This is a genomic window from Microvirga alba (assembly GCF_015694465.1).
Classification (GTDB): Bacteria; Pseudomonadota; Alphaproteobacteria; order Rhizobiales; family Beijerinckiaceae; genus Microvirga; species Microvirga alba.
Map to the genome: position 1 here is coordinate 438,680 of NZ_JADQDO010000002.1, position 19,226 is coordinate 457,905.

Sequence of the window (19,226 nt, forward strand, 5' to 3'; positions counted from 1 at the left end):
AAGAGCCGGCCCAACCGAAAAACCCACCAAGCGGCGGGGGCGGGTGGTTAAGCCCGAGGACCATCGAGAAATTGTCATAGGGGGTGAAGGGCAGCAGCACATGGCTGCCGCCCTTCTCCATTTCGTTAAGCAGCCTTGACGTCCGATAGAAACGACTGGACCTCCCGGCTGAGGTTACTCGAATGGCGAGCAAGCTCCTGTGCGGCTCCAAGCACCTGAGAGGCGGCAGCACCGGTCTCGCCTGCCCCGCGCTTGACTTCACTGATGTTCAACGTGACCTGCTCGGTGCCACGCGCCGCCTCGCTCACGTTGCGGGCGATTTCTCTCGTTGCGGCCCCCTGTTCCTCGATGGCTGCCGCAATCCCGGTCGAGATGTTCGACGTCTCCGAGATGATCTTGGCGATCTGCTGACCGATTTCGTCCGTGGCCTTTGCAGTTTGACCTGCCAGTTCCTTGACCTCGGAGGCGACCACGGCGAAGCCCTTGCCCGCCTCACCGGCCCGGGCCGCCTCGATCGTCGCGTTCAGCGCCAGAAGATTGGTCTGCCCGGCGATATTGTTGATGAGCGTGATCACGTTGTTGATCTTCTCGGCCGTGGCCGCAAGCGCCTTGACGGTGCCGTCGGTGCGTTTTGCTTCCTCGACCGCCGTGCCCGCGATTGTCATCGAGTGGGAGACCTGGTTCGAAATTTCCTGGACGGAGATCGACAGTTCCTCTGTCGCCGCCGCGACCGTCTGGACATTGGCCGAAGTCTGCTCGGCAGCACTGGCGACGTTGACCGCCTGGTTGTTGGTTTGCTGAGCCGTCGAGCTCATGGATTGCGCGGTGGCTTCCATCTCGGTCGCGGCGCTCGCCAGGCCCTGTGTCAGGCTCGAGACATTCGCTTCGAATTTCTGGGTCAGCTCATCGAGGATCAACGCCCGGCGCATCTTGGCCTCGTTTTCGGCCGCCTGCTCTGCCTCAAGACGGCGGGCCTCGATGGCGTTGTCCTTGAAGACCTGGAGAGCGCGGGCCAATTGCCCGACCTCGTCCTTGCGCTCGGCACCGGTCACGCTGACGGTGAGATCACCTGTGGCGAGGCGGCCCATGGCGCCGGTGATGTCGCCGAGCGGGCGCGCAATGCCAGCGAGAGCGATGGCCCCGAGCAGGCTGACGGCGAGCACCAGACCGATCACCGAGGCAATGATCAACGTCCTGGACGTCGATGAGGCCAAGGCCGCCGCATCCGCGTTAGCCGCGTCGAAGGCCTTTCCACTCGCTTCCGTCCGCTCGTCCAGAAACTGTTGGACCTTGTTACGCAGGGCGCGTGCTTCAGTGCTGCTGATCTTGTACGCCGCCTGGTTCTCATTCTTCAACGCCAGGGCCGCAGCCTTATCCATGACCGCAAAGAACTCCTCGACGGTCCGCTTCAGGTCCTGGTTCATGGCGCGCCGCTCCGGCGTGTCGGCAAGCGCGATGAGGCCATCGAGGCTTTTCAGGGCTGCTTGCTCGGCCTCCCGGTAGCGCTTTTCGGAACTCGCCATCTCCTCAGAATTTGTCTCGATGATGAGATTTTTTGCCTGATTGTTCGCCTCGTTCACATTGATTTTCGTCTCAAGAACAAGTCTGAGGCGCGCCCCGGTGACCTCGGCGAGATCATGTGTGTTCTCTGCAAGTGTATCGAGGCCGCGGCTGGCTAGAGTGATGAGTCCTATCGTAACGGCGATCATCAAGACGACAGGGATCGCGAGTTTTACGAGAAGTTTGAGGTTGTTGAGAATACGCATGGTCTTTTGATAACCTGCTTGCATCACCGCAAGAAGCGCGCGCCCCCATGACACGACATTAATCAGGCGCCCTGAACGTGAATCATGGTAGTAAACACAATATTAATTATATTTCGAAAATCTTCCTATTCGTAACTTAATCGATTAATTATAATATTGTTATATAACAATTCCACCTTATTCTGAGCGCAACTGCCCACTATTAGCTCCATGGCAAGGCCACGATCGCTGGTATTCAACGGACAAGCGCAGTGGGGAAATCTCCGGTTCGCGAGACAACTTGGGTGCGATGAATTACGGATCAATTCCGAGATTTTGTATACAACCGTTGCCGACTGTTGTTTCGTTGAAAGATTGTTCAGCTGCGCGCCTTCCGTTCAGATCTGAAGAGATCGTGACGTCACGTCTATGACAGTTGAACGACAGCACATTGGCCCCCTCACCAATTCACCGCTCGACGCGCCTCGCTTGCCGTAATCGTTGCCCAAAAACTCTTCAATTGCTGCTGTCAGACCGGCAATTTGCTGATGCACATCAGCATGAGGTGGCGGACGGACATGCCGTGTGTCCCATTCTGAGATCCGCCCCAGGATTTGGATGAACGAAGCGCTCACGAGGGGGATCCGGTTGACCACGGATCCCGGTGTCCCTGGGCGGCTCCTATCAAGCCGGTTCTGTGCGAGACCGGTTCCGGATGCGGGAAACCCTACGCTGGCATGGAGTGAGGATCGTTCGTCGGTGCGAATGGCGCGGTGCCGCCTTGGAGCGGTTCGGGCATCCCAAACACAGGTCCAAAAACGACGAAGGCGGCCCGAAGGCCGCCTGCCGAAACCCTAATCAAATAGGGAGAAATTGGAGCGGGCGAAGGGATTCGAACCCTCGACCCCAACCTTGGCAAGGTTGTGCTCTACCCCTGAGCTACACCCGCGCTCCGCGGCGCGCTGCGCCGTTGCGAGGCCGCTGATGTGCCCCAAATCGATTCACATTGCAAGAGGGTCCCGCAGAACTTTTTCGACGAAAGCTTGAGGGACGGATGCCGGATCGTTAGAAGCCATTGTCATCTGGAGTTTTCAGCACCGTGGCCCACCTTTCTCCGCAAGCCCTTCTGGATCGCCTGGCCGAACTCGGCATCCCGGCCGAGACGGTCGAGCACGAACCGGTCTTCACAGTGGCCGAATCGCGCCCGGTCAAGGAGCGGATTCCGGGAGCCCATTCGAAGAACCTGTTCGTCAAGGATAAGAAGGGCCGCCTCTTCCTGATCACCGCCAAGCACGAGACGCCCATCGACCTGAAGCGCGCACACGAGGCGATTGGTGCGTCGGGCCGCCTGTCCTTCGGGTCCGCCGATCAGCTTCGCGCGATTCTCGGCGTCGAGCCCGGCTCGGTGACGCCGTTTGCGGTGGCTAACGACACGCAGCGCCAGGTCACGGTGATTCTCGACGCCAATCTGATGGAGCATGAGCGGGTGAACTTTCACCCCCTCGTCAATTCCATGACGACCGGCGTGTCGCGGGAGGATCTGCTGCGGTTCCTGCACTCCACCGGTCACGACCCGCTGATTCTGCGTCTGCCCGAGCCGCCGCAAGAATTGTCAGACGACCATTGAGTTCCCATCTAGAGCCTGTTCCAATCCAACAAAATTGGAACAGGCTCTAGCTTATCTTCTTTTGGCGCATTTTCATTTCGCAAAACGGGACCGACTTTTGCGGAAAAAAATGCTCCAGGGACGGACCCTTCCTTCACGATTGCATTCGAGGATCGCATGCTCGCCGACACCCCCTCTCCCGGGACTTCTCCCAACGATCTGGTGAAGGACACGACGACGGCCACGTTCCGTCAGGACGTGCTGAACGAATCGATGAAGCAGCCCGTGCTGGTCGATTTCTGGGCGCCCTGGTGCGGCCCGTGCAAGCAGCTCACCCCCGTTATCGAAAAGGCGGTGCGTGACGCCGGCGGCAAGGTGAAGCTCGTCAAAATGAACATCGACGAGCATCCGCAGATCGCGGGCCAGCTTGGGGTACAGTCGATTCCCGCCGTCTTCGCCTTCCAGCGCGGCCAGCCGGTCGATGGCTTCATGGGTGCGCTGCCGGAGAGCCAGATCAAGGCCTTCATCGAGCGCCTTGTCGGCCCCCTCGGCCCGACCGCCACCGACGAGCTGATGGCCGAGGCGGCACAGGCCGCCGAGAATGGCGATGCGGGTGCTGCGGCCGAGCTTTACGCCGCCGTGCTTGCGCAGGAACCTGAGAATGTGACCGCCCTCGCGGCGATGGCGAAGCTGCATGTGGACGTGGGTGACCTCGAAGGCGCGAAGCGTCTGCTCGACGCCACGCCCGCGGCCAAGGCGAATGACCCGGCGATCCTGGGCGCGCGCGCCGCCATCGAACTCGCCGAGCAGGCCGAATCGCTCGGCGACGTGGCGGACCTTGTGCGCAAGGTCGAGGCGAACCCGCTCGACCATCAGGCGCGCTTCGATCTCGCCGTGGCGCTCAACGCGCGCGGCAAGCGTGAAGAAGCGCTCGATCAGCTCCTTGAAATCGTCCGCCGCGACCGCAATTGGAACGAAGACGGCGCGCGCAAGCAGCTCGTCCAGTTCTTCGAGGCCTGGGGCCCGATGGATGAGATGACCCTCGCAGGACGCCGGAGACTCTCCTCGATCCTGTTTGCGTGACAGCACTCCACCGCTTGGGAGATCGGAATGGGAATGAACGCGGTTTACCGAGGGCCAGGGGATTGCCCGACGGTCATTCCGGTCTTCCCTCTTCCGGGTGCGCTCCTGCTGCCGCGCGGCCAGATTCCGCTCAACATTTTCGAGCCGCGCTATCTGGCGATGGTCGATGATGCGCTGCGCGGCGACCGCGTCATCGGCATGGTGCAACCGGATGCGGATGGCGGCGGCACGGCGCTGGCGCCCAAGCTCTACCATGTGGGCTGCGCGGGCCGGATCACCCAGTTCGCGGAAACCGGGGACGGGCGTTACCTGATCACGCTCGTCGGCATCTCGCGCTTTCGCATCGAGCAGGACACACCGGCGGCGACGCTTTATCGCCAATGCCGCGTGACCTTCGAGCCGTTCGCAGCCGATTTCACCGCTCGCGCCGGCGAGAACGAAGTCGATCGCGCGGGCGTGGTGAAGGCGCTGCGTGACTTCGTCGAGGCGGCGGATGTGCGCGTCGATTGGCGCGGCATCGAGGAAGCGCCGAACGAGGCCCTCGTCAACGCCCTTTGCATGATGAGCCCCTTCGGCGTGCGCGAGAAGCAGGCGTTGCTCGAAGCTCCCAATCTCAAGAAGCGCGCCGAAGTGTTGATCGCGCTGACCGAAATCGAGCTCGCCCGCGGCGGCGCGGCGTCCGACACCACGATGCAATAGGAATGAAACCCATGACCGAGGATGCTCCGCACCCCGTCGAGACGACCCGCATCGACCCCAAGCTTCTGGAGCTTCTGGTCTGCCCGCTGACCAAGGAATCGCTCGATTACGACCCGGTTCGCCAGGAACTCATCAGCCGCCAGGCCAAGCTCGCCTATCCGATCCGCGACGGCATCCCGATCATGCTGCCCGAAGAGGCGCGACCTTTGAGCGATTGAGGGACGGCCCCGTGACCGCGGCAAACCGGGAAACGGCGCTACCCTCTGACCGCTAAGCCGACGCCTCCCGCTCCCGAATCGCCTCTGCCAACGCCAGAACCCGCTTCGCCATGTCCGCGTGAAGCCGCTCGACCATGCGCCCATTGATGGCAACCGCGCCCTTATCCGCGTTCTCCGGCCGCTCGAAGGCGGCGATGACCACGCGGGCGGCATCAATCTCGGCATGGGAGGGCGCGAACACGTCGTTGGCCGTCGCGATCTGGTTGGGATGAATCAGGGTCTTGCCGTCGAACCCGCAATCGCGGCCCTGTTCGCACTCGGCCCGAAGCCCGATCTCGTCGGAGAGGCTGTTGTAGACTCCGTCGAGAATATCGATGCCATAGGCTCGCGCCGCGGCGAGCGCGGTCATCAGCCAAGGCAGCATCGTCGCGCGTCCGGGCGCGAGGCGGGTCCGCATGTCCTTGGCGAGATCGTTGGTTCCCATGACAAAGCAGGACAGGCGCGTATCCACATCATGCGCGGCGCTTGCGATGGCAGCAGCGTCGAGGATGGCGAGCGGCGTCTCGATCATCGCCCAGACCCGCGTGCGCTCCGGCGCGCCGAGCCGCCGCAGGCGGGTGCCGACCGCCACGAGCGCATCCGCCGACGACACCTTTGGGACGAGAACCGCATCCGGCGCCGCGGTCGCGGCGGCGATCAGGTCGGCCTCGCCCCAAGGCGTGTCCAAGGCGTTGACCCGAACCACCACCTCGCGCGACCCATAGTCGCCGCTCCTCACCGCATCGCACACCTGTTCGCGCGCCACCGCCTTCATCTCGGGCGCGACCGCGTCCTCCAGATCGAAAATCAGAGTATCGGCGGCAAGGGTCCTGGCCTTCTCGAGGGCGCGGGCATTGGAACCGGGCATGTAGAGCGCGCTTCGGCGCGGACGGAGGGGGATCATGGAAATACCTCTGGGGTAGAAGTATCGATAAACTCGACCTTTAGTGGGATTCTATGCCAGCACCAAGCTGGCAGGAGAAGAATCATGGGGCGTTGGATCGCCGGCGTGGACGGTTGCAAAGGGGGCTGGATAGTTGTCTTGCGCGACCTCGATTCTCCAGAAAACATCAGAGTTAGGATCGAGCCCGACTTCATATCATTGATCGCGTGTGACGAGGCTCCAATCGTCATTGCGGTGGACATGCCGATTGGCCTTCCCAAGGAGGTCGGCAGACTGGGGCGAAAGGCCGAGGAGATGGTACGCCCGTTACTCGGATCGCTTCGGAATGCCGTTTTCCCCACGTCCACCCGGCCAGTCATCTATGCTGAAGATTACACTTCCGCGATTAGTCTGGCTCGCTCAGGCCTCCAACCGTTCGCTCCGTCACCTGTCGCGAAAGCCATCTTCCCACGGATTCGGCAAATCGATTCATTGCTCCGGGAACGCCCGGATGTTTGTGAGCGTGTATACGAGGTTCATCCGGAGCTTGCATTTTGGACGATGAACGAAGAACGTTCTCTCTCTGAGACGAAGAGAACGCAATCTGGTATTGAAATACGCCGTGCGCTGCTACGCAGCGCTGGCATCCCAAATCTAACAACCGATTCAATGCCGCCGCGTGGCGCAAAAACGGATGACCTGCTTGATGCACTGGCGGCTTTGGTTGTTGCCGAGCAAATAGCCGCCGGACGAGGTAAGCCTTACCCAAACCCTCCCGAGTTTGATGAATTCGGTTTGCCTGCTGCTATTTGGAGCTTCGAGGTTGACCGCATCTCATCCTCTCAACCCTCGAAGCCTGGATTGCCCAAGACCTTGACAAACGCTGCCATCACCCGCGCCCATATCGAAGCCGCCCACGCTCGCATCGCCCCACATGTCCGCCGCACCCCGTCCTGGACCCTGCCCGGCGCGTTCGGCCATGACGGACCGGTGAGCCTGAAGCTTGAATTTCTGCAGCATGCGGGCTCGTTCAAGACGCGGGGCGCGTTCAATACGCTGTTGTCGAAGCCCGTGCCCGCCGCAGGCGTCGCCGCGGCATCCGGCGGCAATCACGGGGCGGCGGTGGCCTACGCGGCCAAGCAGCTTGGGTTGAAAGCCCGCATCTTCGTGCCGGAAATCTCAAGCCCCGCGAAAATCGCGGTCATTCGCTCCCATGGGGCCGACGTGGTGATCGGCGGCGCGCGTTATGCGGATGCGCAAGCCGCCTGCGACCGTTACGTGGCCGAGAGCGGGGCGCTGCGCATTCATCCGTTCGATGCGGATGCCACCATCGCCGGTCAGGGCACGGTCGCGCTCGAATGGGAAGCGGATGCCGCGCCCCTCGACACGGTTCTCATCGCGGTCGGCGGCGGCGGGCTGATCAGCGGCGTCGCGAGCTGGTGGGCGGGGCGCGTGAAAGTGGTCGGCGTCGAGCCCGAAGGCTCGCGCGCTCTCCATGCCGCCCTCGAAGCCGGAAAGCCCGTCGATGTGGACGTCGATTCCATCGCCGCCGATTCGCTCGGCGCGCGCAATACGGGCGACCTCGTCTATTCGATCTGCGGCAACAGCGTGGACCACGTCGCGCTCGTCACGGACGAGGCGATCCGCCAGGCGCAAGCCCAACTCTGGCGCGATTGGCGCATCGCCACCGAACCGGGCGGCGCAACGGCACTCGCCGCGCTCACCTCAGGCGCTTACAAGCCCAAACCCGGCGAGCGGGTCGGCGTGCTTCTCTGCGGCGCGAATGTGGAGCTCGCAAAGCTCGACAGCGTGGTGCAAAGCCTCGCTTGAGATTGCGATTCGACGGATCAGGCCGGCTTCTCGCAATTCACCATCCACGGGATGCCGAATTGGTCGACGAGCATGCCGAAACGGACGGCCCAGAAGGTTTCCTGCATCGGCATCCGCACCGCTCCGTTTTCGGCCAGCGCGTGAAAGACGCGTTCCGCCTCGCTCGGATCTTCGGTGTTGATCGACACGGAGAAGCCTTTCGTTCCCTCGTAACGATCCGGCGAGGCGTCGGATCCCATCAAGACATTGCCGCCGGCAACGAGGCGCGCATGAAGGATTGTGTCGAGCGATTCCGGCGGCACATGGTCGGCCGCTGGCGTCCCGCGATGCGGGATCATGGCGACGATCTCGCCGCCGAGGCATTTCGCGTAGAACTTGAATGCCTCTTCGCACCGGCCGTTGAAGATCAGATAGGGATTCATCTGCATCGTGGATTCCTTGAAGACGAACGAGTATGCCCGCAGCCGACAAGGCTGGGCAATAAAACCGCAGCTGCCTGACGCGACCCTTAGCCTGCCCTACTTCTTCGCCTCGACCGCCATCTGCACAGCGAGCCCACCGAGGACCGTGCCCATGAGCCAGCGCTGGACCGTGATCCAGCGGGGATTACGCGCCAGAAAGGCCGCGATCGTTCCCGCCGTGATCGCGATCAGGGCGTTGACGGACAGGCTGATGGCGATCTGCGTGGATCCGAGCACGAGGGATTGGGCCAGCACGTTCCCCTTCGACGGGTCGATGAATTGCGGCAGGAGCGACAGATAGAGCATCGCGGCCTTCGGGTTCAGCAGGTTCGTCACCAGGCCCATGGTGAAAAGCTTGGCGTGGCTGTCCCGCGGCAGTTCCCGCACCTGGAAGGGCGAGCGCCCGTTCGGCTTCAGGGCCTGCCAGGCAAGATAGAGGAGATAGGCCGCGCCGGTCAGGCGAAGGGCGTCATAGGCATAAGGCACGGCGAAGATGAGGGACGTGATGCCCAAAGCCGCGCACAGCATGTAAAACAGAAATCCGAGCGCCACGCCGCCGAGCGAGACCAGCCCGGCCATGCGCCCTTGGCAGATCGAGCGGGAAATCAGGTAGATCATGTTCGGGCCGGGGGTCAGAACCATGCCCAGGGCGACGAGCCCGAAGGCGATGGCTGTCGTCATTTCAACCATGAGCATTTCTCCTCGACCGCCGCCTTCATCGCATGGCCCCGCCCGGGGGGAAAGTTCATGACAGCCGCGAGCGGAGGAATTCAAGTATCGCCCGATGAGGCCTGCGGTATCTACTTCAGCAATCGGACACACCCTCCCGCCGGAAGCTGGTACTTGAATGTCGTAAATCTCACGGCGGTCATTTCGTGACCATCAAAGGCAACGAGCATGTTCTCGCCATCCAACGTCCTGATTTCGTCGAATTGATCAGGCTCAATCCCGATGTCTTGGAGCTGGCCCCGCAAGTTCCCATGCTGGTCGAGGCGGCAGAGAAAGGGGGCGGAAGGTTGTTCGACGCGTTTTGTGACGAGGGCCAAGACCTCGCTGCGCGGCAAATCCTGGGAGATGGCGCCCAATAGAAGGCCGAAAAGCAGGCAGAATACTGCGCCCAGGAATTGGAGTATCAGACGGCCCATACGTTAGCCCCATGTTACGTCAACTTAAATTGGTATAAAATTCGCAATCTGCTTTTGCATATATTCCTGAGTGCGTCCATTTCGGCGGCACCCGATGCTTTTCACGTGAACCCGCGCGTGATCGAGGAAAAGTTGCGCATAAGCCCCGCATCGGCCTAGTGAAGGGACGCAAGCCAGTGAAAGAGACAGCCATGTTTCCAGACCGCCTGACCGAAGGCTATCGCAGCTTCCTCGACGAACGTTTCGCCCGTGAGAAGGGACGCTATGAATCGCTTGCCGAGCGCGGCCAATCGCCGGAAATCATGGTGGTGGGCTGCTGCGACAGCCGCGTCTCGCCGGAGGTGATTTTCGACGCGAGCCCCGGAGAGCTGTTCGTGGTCCGCAACGTGGCGAACCTCGTGCCGCCTTACGAGACCGGGGGCGATTATCACGGCACCAGCGCCGCGCTGGAATTCGCCGTGCAGGCCCTGCGCGTGAAGCACATCGTCGTGATGGGACATGCCCGCTGCGGCGGCATCCGCGCCTTCGCCGACGACAGCGCTCCGCTCTCGCCCGGCGATTTCATCGGCCGCTGGATGAACCTGATCGCGCCCGCCGCCGAAAAGATCGGCCCGCGCACGGGCGACGCGGCCGAGTATCAGGCCCGGCTCGAACTCGCCGCCATCGAGAACAGCCTGAAGAACCTGATGACATTTCCATGCGTCCGCATCCTCACGGAACGCGGCAAGCTTCAGCTCCACGGCGCCTATTTCGGCGTCGCGACCGGCGTGTTGATGATCCGCGACCCGGAAACCGGTGCATTCAAACCGGCGGTGGAGGACATGCCGGAGCGTGTTTCGATGTTCAGCGCCCGCGAAGCCGGTCCGCTTTAGGGCGCTGGATCAAATCCGGTGCGCTTCAAATTGAAATGGCCGGGACAAGCCCGGCCATGACGAATACGGAGACGAAGGCAGGAAGCCTCAGGCCGCCTTTTTCTTCGACGGCAGCAAGCCGCGATTGACCATCGCTTCGGCGATCTGGATGGCGTTGAGCGCCGCACCCTTACGCAGGTTGTCGGAGACGCACCAGAACGAGAGGCCGTTTTCGACCGTGATGTCCTCGCGGATGCGGGAGATGTAGGTCGCGTCCTCGCCGGCAGCCTCATGCGGGGTGATGTAACCGCCGGGCTCGTGCTTATCGATCACCATGACGCCGGGTGCCGAGCGCAGGATCTGGCGCGCCTCGTCCGCCGTAATCGGCTTCTCGAATTCCACGTTCACCGCTTCCGAATGGCTGATGAAGACCGGCACGCGCACGCAAGTGGCGGTGAGCTTGATCTTGGGGTCCAGGATCTTCTTGGTCTCCGCCATCATCTTCCACTCCTCCTTCGTGTACCCGTCCTCCATGAACACGTCGATCTGGGGGATCAGGTTGAAGGCGATGCGCTTGGGAAACTTCTTCTCGACCACATCCTGGAGCGAGTAGAGCGCCTTGGTCTGGCGGTCGAGCTCGTCGATGCCGTCCTTGCCCGCGCCGGAAACCGACTGATAGGTCGCAACGACGACGCGCTTGATGGTGGCGTGATCGTGCAAGGGCTTCAATGCGACGACAAGCTGCGCCGTGGAGCAGTTCGGGTTGGCGATGATGCCCTTCTTCATCTGGCGCACCGCTTCGGCGTTGACCTCCGGCACCACCAGCGGCACCTCCGGGTCGTAGCGCCAGGCGGACGAGTTATCGATCACCACCGCGCCTTGCGCTGCGATCTTGGGCGACCATTCCTTGGAAATCTCGCCGCCGGCCGACATCAGGCAAAGATCGACATCGGAAAAGTCGTAGGTATCGAGCGTCTTCGCCTTCAGCGTCTTGTCGCCGTAGGAAATCTCGACACCCTGGCTGCGGCGGGAGGCCAGCGCCACCACCTCATCGGCCGGAAAAGCGCGCTCGGCGAGGATGTTGAGCATCTCGCGGCCCACATTGCCCGTCGCGCCGACGACAGCGACCTTGTAACCCATTGGACTTCTCCTGTTATCGCTCTCCCCGGAGATATAAGAACCCTTTTCGGGTGTCGCCTCTCGCCCCGACGGGAGAGAGGACCGGGGACGACGAGGCTACTCGACCGTTTTCACGGTCGTCATGACGGTTTTCGTTTTGCTCGTCGTGTGCGTGAGCAGCGTCATTGCCATCGTCCATCCGAAGACCCGGTTCGGGCTCGGTGCAGCAGAAACACACCAAAGGTCAGCCGTCGTCAAGCGCTCTCTTCGGTTTGAGCCCTTTTCAATCGCCCGTCAGCACGTCGGTCGAGAGATTGAAGCGGTAGAACACCTTGTCCATTCTGTCGGCCCCGAGCCGCTCATAGAACGCCTGCGCGCCCCGATTGCCGCCATCGGTGGTCAGATCGATGCGGGTGACGCCGTGGGCGCGGGCGTATTCCGCGAGCCAGTGCATCAAAGCCGCGCCGATGGCTCGGCCGCGCGCGTCGCTTTCGACGAACAGCTCCTTCACGAAAAGCAGCCCTGTGAGTTTGAAGCCGGGTCTCAGCATCGCAAAACAGGCAAGACCGACAGCGCGCCCGTCCAGATAGGCCAGGGCATAGCGCGTCCCTTCCGCTTCCCGCATCGATTGCTCAACCATGGCGCGCGTCGGCTCGATGGGCTGGGCCACATCCGGGCCGACATAGTGCAGGTCCACCGCGCGAACCATCGCTGCGACGTCGGGCGTATCCTCCGGGGTGGCGAGGCGGATGTGGGGCTGGGACATCGGATGGGCTCGTTAAGGTTTCTCGTTAAGGTCTTCCGGCGGACAGTAACGTTCGATTCACGTTGCTTAGCGAAAGCTTTCGAAGCTGCGCCAGCGCTACGGTAGAACAATCCCACACGAAATTGCCAGCGCGGGATGTTCAAGCGTGATGCCCAAGGCCACCTATGCCGATCTGGACGAGGACGACCTGCTCGACGAGCGGCCTCTTCCGCGTCGGCGCAAGCCGATGCCGTGGCTGCGGATGGCGATTCTGTCCTCTCTGACGGTTGCCGGTCTCGCCTATCTGGCGCAACGCGACGAGCGGGAGGCGGAAGCCGGCGATCCCAAGACGATCGCGCCTTCGGTCCTGATCGCGCCCGCGCCGATCTGGAAGCCGATTCCCGCCTCCCCTGCCCTCTACGGCCTCGACAAGTCCCTCGGTCCCGCAACAGTCGAAGCGCGCCAGCATACCAGCGGCGGGCGCGAGGACACGCTCAGTCTCGGCACGCTCGGCGAAGCCCGCTATGCCCGGATCAGCCTCATGCACGGCTTCACCGAACCGGCGCGAAGCTTCTTCGTCGATCTCGCCCGTCGCGCCGCCGAGGCGGGCTTGTCCGTGGCGCGCAACACCCAGAGCCGGATGGTGCCGACGAAATTCGGGCCCGTCGAAGCCGCCGCCGTGACGCTGGCCGCCACGACGGAACAGAATTGCCAAGCCTTCCGATTCGCGGATGCGGAGGCCGGGTTCGGCTTCCACGGTTGGTTCTGCGGGGCGGCGAGCGTCACGGCGGTGGACGACACCCAGCTCACCTGCTTCATCGACAAGATCTCGTTTGCCGGCAGCGACTATCCGGCGCTGAAGGCCTTGTTCGCCCGGGCCGAGCGCAATCGCCTGGAAGCCTGTTCGCCGGCCGCGAGAACCGCCTCGATCGGCGTCAAGGCGCAGGGCCGACCGTAACCACGACCTGGTGCATGACGTTGCACCCGTAGCCGTTCGGGTTCCAGTTGGTGGGGCGGACGGGCTGGGCGCGGCCTTGCGCATCCGTCGCGCGCGCGGAAATTTCGTAGTAGCCGTCGCCCGGCAACCGGAGCGTCGCGGTCCAGCGCACCCAATCGTAGCGGTTGCGCGGAGGCTGCATCGCCGCCGCGATCCAGGTCGTTCCGCCATCGACGGAGAGATCGACCCGCGCCACCGCGTCGTCACCGGCCCAGGCCGCGCCGCGCACCGTGATGGCCCGCGTGCCTGCGGGATAGACACTGCCATCGGCGGGCGTGGAGATGATGCTCCGCACCGGCATCGATTCGAGGACCCGGAGTTCGACGTCATTGGCCGCAGCGCCCGGCGGAATCGGATGCACCGGCACCCGATAGGACAAGCCCATCATCCCCGGGCCGTCATGCTCCCGGTCGCGGACCCAGATCCGCTTCAGCCATTTCTGGCTCAACGACCCCGGCCAACCAGGCACGACGAGGCGCAGCGGGCCGCCGTGATAGAACGGCAATGGCTCGCCGTTCATGGCCCAGGCCAGAAGCGTGTGCTCCTCCAGCGCCTTGGCGATCGGCATGCCGCGCGAGATCGCCGGGCGGTCGGGATCGCCGGAGGAATCGGGGTCCGCGCCGTAATGGGCGGTGTGGAGGCCGGTGTCCTTCAGGCCCGCGCGACGCAGCACGTCGCCAAGTGAAACACCGGTCCATTCGGCGCAGCCGATGCCGCCATGGGTCCACGGATTGCCCACCGCGCGCGGCGTAAAGAACGAGCGGCCGTTGCCGCCGCATTCGAGCACCATGCGCAACGTCTTGACCGGGAAATGGCTCTTCAATTCGGCCAGCGTCAGCCGAAGCGCGCGCTCCACCTCACCGTTGATGGTGAGGCTCCACGCATCCGGCTCCGTCGCCAGCTCCGGCAGGAGACCGTTGTTGCGGATGAAAAACCTTTGGATCGGAGTCGTGTCGTCGTCGAGAAGCTCCGCGGGTGTCTCGGCCACGAGCGGCTTCTCGCCCAAAAGGGTGAGGCGATCCTTCTCTGGAAGCCGCACTTCATTACCGGGTTGATCACCCATTCGCACCGTCCTCACCTCTGCTTGGCAGCGGAACAAATTATACGAAGCAGCCTTGTCTTCACAATGCGCTGATACCGAATGGCGCCGCGGCGGAGGACGACACCTCACGAATGCTGGAGGTCTTGAAATGCGTCGCTCTCTTGTCTTGGGTTTGGCTTCGCTGGCCGCGATGACGGCCCTTTCTGTCGCCGCGGAAGCCCAACCTCGCCGGGAACGTCCCCTCGTGCTGAGGGTCACGCCCCGCTCTTATCTCAATCCCGGAACGATGGTGCCCGTCGATTCACTCTATCCCGGCGTCAGCGGGTATGGGCAGACGCAGGCCTATCTGCTGAGCCCGCCCTATGCCCAGCAACGCGAGCGTTTCGGCCAAGGGGTGCTACCCGATCCCATCACGAACGGGCCCTATGTCGGAGCCCGCAACCCCTTCGGCCCGATCGACTTTACCGGGTCGCTCCGTTGAGCATGACGTAACGCCAACCCTTGTCCTGATCCTGTTCCGGGAGGGAAATCATGATGAGAACGATGTCGCTCGCCGCGGCACTCGCGTTCTTCGCCTCGAGCGTGTTGGCGCAGCAAGCGTCGACGCTCACGATGACCTGCGAAGAGGCGGCCCACATGGTCGCATCCGAGGGGGCGGCTGTCTTGAGCACCGGGCCGGGCACGTATGACCGCTATGTCAGCAGCCTGAATTCCTGCGAGCTCGATCAGGTTCTGGAGCCGGCCTGGGTCCCGACGGCGAACTCGGCGCAATGCCCGGTCGGTTATCGGTGCCGCTCACCCGGTTACTAGCCGGGACATAAAAAAAGCCCCGGAGGATGTCCGGGGCTTTTCTCTTTTTAGGAGAGAGCGTTCAGCTCCTTCACGATCGCGTCGCCCAGCTCCTGGGTGCCGACGGCGTTCGTGCCGGGAGGTGCGATGTCCTTCGTGCGCGTGCCGGAGGCCAGCACGTTGGCGGTGGCCTTGTCGAGCAGGTCCGCCTCGTCGAGGAGGCCGAAGGAATAACGAAGCGCCATCCCGAACGACCCGATCATGGCGAGCGGATTGGCAAGGCCCTTGCCCGCGATGTCGGGCGCGGAGCCGTGGACCGGCTCGTAGAGCGCCTTGCGGCTGCCGGTCACCGGATCGACCGCGCCGAGCGAGGCGGACGGCAACATGCCGAGCGAACCGGTCAGCATCGCCGCGATGTCGGAGAGAATATCGCCGAACAGATTGTCGGTGACGATCACGTCGAACTGCTTCGGGTTCCGCACGAGCTGCATGGCGCAGTTATCCGCCAGCACATGCTCGAGCTGCACATCGGCGAATTCCGCCTTGTGGATCTTCGACACCACCTGACGCCAGAGCACGCCGGTCTTCATGACGTTGCTCTTCTCGGCCGAGGACACCTTGTTGCGGCGCTTCTTGGCAAGGTCGAAGGCGACGCGCGTGATGCGCTCGATTTCGCCCGTGGTGTAGAGCTGCGTATCGACCGCGCGCTGCGAGCCGTCCTCCAGCGTCACCAGCTCCTTCGGCTCGCCGAAATAGACGCCGCCGGTGAGTTCGCGCACGATCATGATGTCGAGCCCTTCCACCACCTCGCGCTTGAGGGACGACGAGTCCGCAAGCGCCGGATAGCAGATGGCCGGGCGCAAATTGGCGAAGAGGCCGAGATCCTTGCGCAGGCGCAGCAGACCGGCTTCGGGGCGAACCGCGTAAGGCACGTTGTCCCATTTCGCGCCGCCGACCGCGCCGAACAGCACCGCATCGGCCGCTTGCGCGCGCTTCATCGCATCTTCGGAGATCGACACTTTGTGGGCGTCATAAGCCGCGCCGCCGACGAGATCCGTCTCGGTCTCGAAGCCGAGGCCGCGGGCGTTGAACCAGCGAACAAGCTTCTCGACCTCGCGCATGACCTCCGGGCCGATGCCGTCACCGGGGAGAAGGAGAAGCTTGTGCGTTGCCATGATGAATCCCTGATCGCTGAAGCGTCGGCTTTGCGCTCGGCGCGAAAGAAAATGAAGGGCTGGCCTCAAGGCCAACCAGGACAGGGAGGGTTTAGGCGCGACAGGCTACGCTTGGCAAGGGATTGTCGCGTCGTCCGTTAGGGGGAGCGCAAAGGACTAGATAAAATCCGCCCCGTCTTACGCAGGACGGCGTGCGAATGCGAGGGCGACGCCGAACGCGACCATCGTGGAGCCCGACACGCGGTTGAACCAGGTCAAGGTCCGCCCCGTGCGGGCGAACGAGCCCAAGCGCCGACCGAGCAGGGCATAGAGAACGATCGCGACGATCTCGAGGAGCAGAAAGGTCGCGCCCATCACCGCAAAGCTTGCGCCATAAGCGTTCAGATCGATGAATTGCGGAAAGAAGGCGGTGAAGACCAGAATGGCTTTCGGATTGCCGATCGCCGTCCAGAATTCCTGCGCGACAAGGGTCGCGAGCGGCTGGCGGGAGAACGTATCCCGCGCCACCGCCTCACCCTTGCCGCTCGCCCGCAGGATCTTGACGCCGAGCCAGACGAGATAGGCCGCGCCCGCCCATTTCACGACCGAGAAGGCCTGTTCGGACGCCGCGAGAACCGCCCCCAGGCCGATGGCGGCAAGAAAGATCATCAGTGCGAAGGCGACAAGACGGCCAAGCGCCGCGACGGCCGCAACGCGCACGCCGCTTCGCATGCCGTAGGTCAGCGACAGCAGGTTGTTGGGCCCGAAGGCGAGATTGATCGCGAAGCAGGCTGGGGCGAACAGGAGAAAGGTGTTCCAGGACATTCTCGGACCTTAAACTCACACAGCTCTCGGCGCCATGGCGGACGGCGCTCGACTACGATGTGAGATGCGATGTCATTTCAGCGACGAGCATTGCTGCCGGAACACGGCGAAGGCCTTCCGGGCTTGGCCGTTGAGGGGAATCGAGTAGCGCTTTCCGGGTACCGCAATGTGGAGCCGACCGCTCCCACGAAAGACGGCGATGAGATCATCCGCGCTTTTTGGCGGTCCGCTGATTTGTAGCGTCTCGTACAGCTCGGAGAGGAACACCACCCCTTCAATGGTTGCGCTGCCTCCGGGGCTGGAGAGGACGATCGAACCTTTTTCCCCGGCCTTTAGACCTTTGATCGTCGCGGGTGGATAAATGTCGATCACACCTGTCTTCGCATCGCACGAGATCCAGAGATCGCCCTCGTCACTCTCGGGCTCGGCGTAATACAGGCCGGCTATACTCTCATCGAAAGTCGTTCCCCACTCCATCCGGGACTTGGCCCATACGCTGGACGAACCGATGGCCAAGATCCCGAGCGCCGTGGCGAACCTCAACAGTTTCATCGGCAATCCTCCAACCGAACCAACGTCCGCGGCAGGAATATCGTCTCCGAACACTTTGATTTTGCAAGCTGAATCCGCGACAAAGCGCGGTTTTCCTGACTATCCGCGCAACGCTTCCAGCACCTTGCCGCCAGGACGTCCGCGTGGTTCGAGGCCGATGCGGCGCTCCACGTCCTTGATCGCTTCGCGGGTTTTCTGGCCGATCTTGCCGTCCGGCTCGCCGACATCGTAACCGCGAGACGTCAGCAGGTGTTGCAGCTCGCGGCGCTGGGCGCGCGACAACGGCGGATCGTCGGTCGGCCAGGCCGTGCGGATGCCGGGCAGGCCCTTCATCCGGTCGCCGAGGAGCGCGATGGCGAGGCCGTAGGATTCGGCGGCGTTGTAGGAATAGACCGCGTCGAAATTCTTGGTGACGATGAAGGCCGGACCGTCCACGCCCGCCGGGACGATGATGCCGGCGGCATAATCGCCTGAGAGCGGACGCCCGTCGATGCGGGTGACGCCCATGGCGGCCCAGGAGGCCAGCGGGCGCTTGTTCTTGCGACCGGCGAGGTTGGCGCTGAAGCTCGCCGGCAGACGCACCTCATAGCCCCAGGGCAGGCCGTTTTCCCAGCCCGCCTTCTTGAGGAAGTTGGCGGTGGAATGGACCGCATCGGGCACCGACGTCATGATGTCGCGATGCCCGTCCCCGTCGCCGTCGACCGCGAGGCGTTGGAAGGTGGAGGGCATGAACTGGGTATGACCGAAGGCTCCCGCCCACGAGCCGCGCAAGTTCGCCGGATCGATGTCACCGTCCTGCACGATCTTGAGGGTCGCCATCAGCTCGCCGGTAAAGTACTCGCGGCGGCGCGGCGCGTAGCAGGCAAGCGTCGAGAGCGACTGCACGAGTGGCCGCCCGCCGATATCCTTACCGAAATTGGATTCGACGCCCCACACACCCGCGATCACGTGGCGATCGACGCCGAAACGGGCTTCCGCCGACGCCAGCGCCTGGCCCCATTGGCGCATGGCGGCCTTCCCGTCCTGCACCCGCTCATCGTCCACAAGAGCGGCGAGATAATCCCAGATTGGCGTCTTGAACTCCGGCTGATTGTCCATGAGTTCGAGGATCTGCATGTCCGGCGCGATGCCCCGGGTAGCGACATCGAAAGCCTGGCCCGAGATGCCCTTGGCAGCGGCCTGGCTGCGCAGGCCCGACAGGCACGAGCGGAAATCGGCCTGGGCGGATACCGGCGTCGCGGCAGCCAGCCCGGCAAGAGCGAGAATCGCGGGGGCAAGATTACGAATCATGTCCCCGAGTGTGCGGGGAATTTGGTTAATATAGGGCAACCGGCAGCGACTGCGTCCATTCTTCATCGCGTCCTGCAAGCCTCAAGGCTGCCGGACACTTACCTCTCCCCGGCGGGGAGAGGTCGAGCGCAGCGAGGGTAAGGCGGTGCGCCC

General features: G+C 63.1%; 21 protein-coding genes, 1 tRNA gene and 1 pseudogene. 11 read left to right on the forward strand and 12 right to left on the reverse strand.

The features are described from left to right. Positions 1 to 125: 125 nt before the first annotated feature. Positions 126 to 1,766, reverse strand: a complete 1,641-nt coding sequence (locus I2H38_RS06380; RefSeq protein ID WP_196270982.1) for a methyl-accepting chemotaxis protein — start codon at positions 1,764 to 1,766, stop codon at positions 126 to 128. A gap of 853 nt (positions 1,767 to 2,619) precedes the next feature. Continuing rightward, positions 2,620 to 2,694: transfer RNA gene (locus tag I2H38_RS06385), tRNA-Gly, on the reverse strand. A gap of 150 nt (positions 2,695 to 2,844) precedes the next feature. Here I2H38_RS06385 and I2H38_RS06390 point away from each other — a divergent pair. From I2H38_RS06390 to I2H38_RS06405, 4 genes are all read left to right on the forward strand, one after another. Then, entirely contained in the window at positions 2,845 to 3,372 is a 528-nt protein-coding gene (locus I2H38_RS06390) for a prolyl-tRNA synthetase associated domain-containing protein (protein ID WP_196270983.1), read from the forward strand. A 156-nt stretch (positions 3,373 to 3,528) separates the two neighbouring features. Then, a complete protein-coding gene (gene trxA, locus I2H38_RS06395; RefSeq protein ID WP_196270984.1) occupies positions 3,529 to 4,434 on the forward strand; it encodes a thioredoxin in 906 nt (301 codons plus the stop codon). A gap of 27 nt (positions 4,435 to 4,461) precedes the next feature. Beyond that, a complete protein-coding gene (locus tag I2H38_RS06400; protein WP_196270985.1) occupies positions 4,462 to 5,133 on the forward strand; it encodes an LON peptidase substrate-binding domain-containing protein in 672 nt (223 codons plus the stop codon). An 11-nt stretch (positions 5,134 to 5,144) separates the two neighbouring features. Next, on the forward strand, positions 5,145 to 5,351 hold the full coding sequence (locus I2H38_RS06405; RefSeq protein WP_196270986.1) for a Trm112 family protein: 207 nt from the start codon (positions 5,145 to 5,147) through the stop codon (positions 5,349 to 5,351). Between the two features lie 52 nt (positions 5,352 to 5,403). Here the strand turns inward: I2H38_RS06405 and I2H38_RS06410 are convergent, their stop codons facing one another. After that, positions 5,404 to 6,294, reverse strand: a complete 891-nt coding sequence (locus I2H38_RS06410) for an HpcH/HpaI aldolase/citrate lyase family protein (RefSeq protein WP_196270987.1) — start codon at positions 6,292 to 6,294, stop codon at positions 5,404 to 5,406. 84 nt (positions 6,295 to 6,378) lie between these two features. Between I2H38_RS06410 and I2H38_RS20670 the strand changes: the two are divergent. Together I2H38_RS20670 and I2H38_RS06415 are read left to right on the forward strand one after the other, a co-directional pair. Continuing rightward, positions 6,379 to 7,041 (forward strand): annotated as a pseudogene (locus tag I2H38_RS20670) (DUF429 domain-containing protein); the annotation flags it as partial. A 105-nt stretch (positions 7,042 to 7,146) separates the two neighbouring features. Next, complete coding sequence (locus I2H38_RS06415) at positions 7,147 to 8,103, forward strand: threonine/serine dehydratase (RefSeq protein WP_229426608.1); 957 nt, start codon at positions 7,147 to 7,149, stop codon at positions 8,101 to 8,103. Positions 8,104 to 8,120: 17 nt separating this feature from the next. On the opposite strand, the gene I2H38_RS06420 is transcribed toward I2H38_RS06415, so the two are convergent. Both I2H38_RS06420 and I2H38_RS06425 read right to left on the reverse strand, forming a co-directional pair. Next, on the reverse strand, positions 8,121 to 8,531 hold the full coding sequence (locus I2H38_RS06420; RefSeq protein WP_196270988.1) for a VOC family protein: 411 nt from the start codon (positions 8,529 to 8,531) through the stop codon (positions 8,121 to 8,123). Positions 8,532 to 8,621: 90 nt separating this feature from the next. Continuing rightward, positions 8,622 to 9,254 (reverse strand): LysE family translocator, encoded by a 633-nt coding sequence (locus tag I2H38_RS06425; protein WP_196270989.1) that lies wholly within the window; start codon positions 9,252 to 9,254, stop codon positions 8,622 to 8,624. A 185-nt stretch (positions 9,255 to 9,439) separates the two neighbouring features. Here I2H38_RS06425 and I2H38_RS06430 point away from each other — a divergent pair, with 185 nt between their 5' ends. Both I2H38_RS06430 and I2H38_RS06435 read left to right on the forward strand, forming a co-directional pair. Then, complete coding sequence (locus tag I2H38_RS06430) at positions 9,440 to 9,652, forward strand: hypothetical protein (RefSeq protein WP_196270990.1); 213 nt, start codon at positions 9,440 to 9,442, stop codon at positions 9,650 to 9,652. A 248-nt stretch (positions 9,653 to 9,900) separates the two neighbouring features. Then, complete coding sequence (locus I2H38_RS06435; protein ID WP_196270991.1) at positions 9,901 to 10,581, forward strand: carbonic anhydrase; 681 nt, start codon at positions 9,901 to 9,903, stop codon at positions 10,579 to 10,581. 87 nt (positions 10,582 to 10,668) lie between these two features. On the opposite strand, the gene I2H38_RS06440 is transcribed toward I2H38_RS06435, so the two are convergent. Together I2H38_RS06440 and I2H38_RS06445 are read right to left on the reverse strand one after the other, a co-directional pair. Beyond that, positions 10,669 to 11,700, reverse strand: a complete 1,032-nt coding sequence (locus I2H38_RS06440; RefSeq protein WP_196270992.1) for an aspartate-semialdehyde dehydrogenase — start codon at positions 11,698 to 11,700, stop codon at positions 10,669 to 10,671. Between the two features lie 262 nt (positions 11,701 to 11,962). Beyond that, positions 11,963 to 12,445, reverse strand: coding sequence for a GNAT family N-acetyltransferase (locus tag I2H38_RS06445; protein ID WP_196270993.1), 483 nt, complete (start codon positions 12,443 to 12,445; stop codon positions 11,963 to 11,965). 145 nt (positions 12,446 to 12,590) lie between these two features. On the opposite strand from I2H38_RS06445, the gene I2H38_RS06450 reads away from it, so the two are divergent. Beyond that, positions 12,591 to 13,382: a hypothetical protein gene (locus tag I2H38_RS06450; protein ID WP_196270994.1), complete on the forward strand. Its 792-nt coding sequence runs from the start codon at positions 12,591 to 12,593 to the stop codon at positions 13,380 to 13,382. Here the strand turns inward: I2H38_RS06450 and I2H38_RS06455 are convergent. Then, positions 13,360 to 14,484, reverse strand: coding sequence for a sulfite oxidase (locus I2H38_RS06455; RefSeq protein ID WP_196270995.1), 1,125 nt, complete (start codon positions 14,482 to 14,484; stop codon positions 13,360 to 13,362). The two genes, I2H38_RS06450 and I2H38_RS06455, sit on opposite strands and share 23 nt — an antisense overlap. A gap of 127 nt (positions 14,485 to 14,611) precedes the next feature. On the opposite strand from I2H38_RS06455, the gene I2H38_RS06460 reads away from it, so the two are divergent. Together I2H38_RS06460 and I2H38_RS06465 are read left to right on the forward strand one after the other, a co-directional pair. Further along, the gene (locus I2H38_RS06460; protein WP_196270996.1) at positions 14,612 to 14,944 is read left to right on the forward strand and encodes a hypothetical protein; all 333 of its coding nucleotides are present in this window, start codon (positions 14,612 to 14,614) and stop codon (positions 14,942 to 14,944) included. A gap of 50 nt (positions 14,945 to 14,994) precedes the next feature. Then, positions 14,995 to 15,273 carry a hypothetical protein gene (locus I2H38_RS06465; RefSeq protein WP_196270997.1) on the forward strand — a complete coding sequence of 93 codons (279 nt, stop codon included), beginning with the start codon at positions 14,995 to 14,997 and terminating at the stop codon, positions 15,271 to 15,273. A gap of 47 nt (positions 15,274 to 15,320) precedes the next feature. On the opposite strand, the gene leuB is transcribed toward I2H38_RS06465, so the two are convergent. The 4 genes from leuB to I2H38_RS06485 form a co-directional block, all read right to left on the reverse strand. Next, on the reverse strand, positions 15,321 to 16,427 hold the full coding sequence (leuB, locus tag I2H38_RS06470; protein ID WP_196270998.1) for a 3-isopropylmalate dehydrogenase: 1,107 nt from the start codon (positions 16,425 to 16,427) through the stop codon (positions 15,321 to 15,323). A 177-nt stretch (positions 16,428 to 16,604) separates the two neighbouring features. After that, positions 16,605 to 17,231, reverse strand: coding sequence for a LysE family translocator (locus I2H38_RS06475; protein WP_196270999.1), 627 nt, complete (start codon positions 17,229 to 17,231; stop codon positions 16,605 to 16,607). A 72-nt stretch (positions 17,232 to 17,303) separates the two neighbouring features. After that, positions 17,304 to 17,837, reverse strand: a complete 534-nt coding sequence (locus I2H38_RS06480) for a hypothetical protein (RefSeq protein WP_196271000.1) — start codon at positions 17,835 to 17,837, stop codon at positions 17,304 to 17,306. A 45-nt stretch (positions 17,838 to 17,882) separates the two neighbouring features. Continuing rightward, positions 17,883 to 19,073 carry a lytic murein transglycosylase gene (locus I2H38_RS06485; protein ID WP_196271001.1) on the reverse strand — a complete coding sequence of 397 codons (1,191 nt, stop codon included), beginning with the start codon at positions 19,071 to 19,073 and terminating at the stop codon, positions 17,883 to 17,885. Between the last annotated feature and the right edge of the window lie 153 nt (positions 19,074 to 19,226).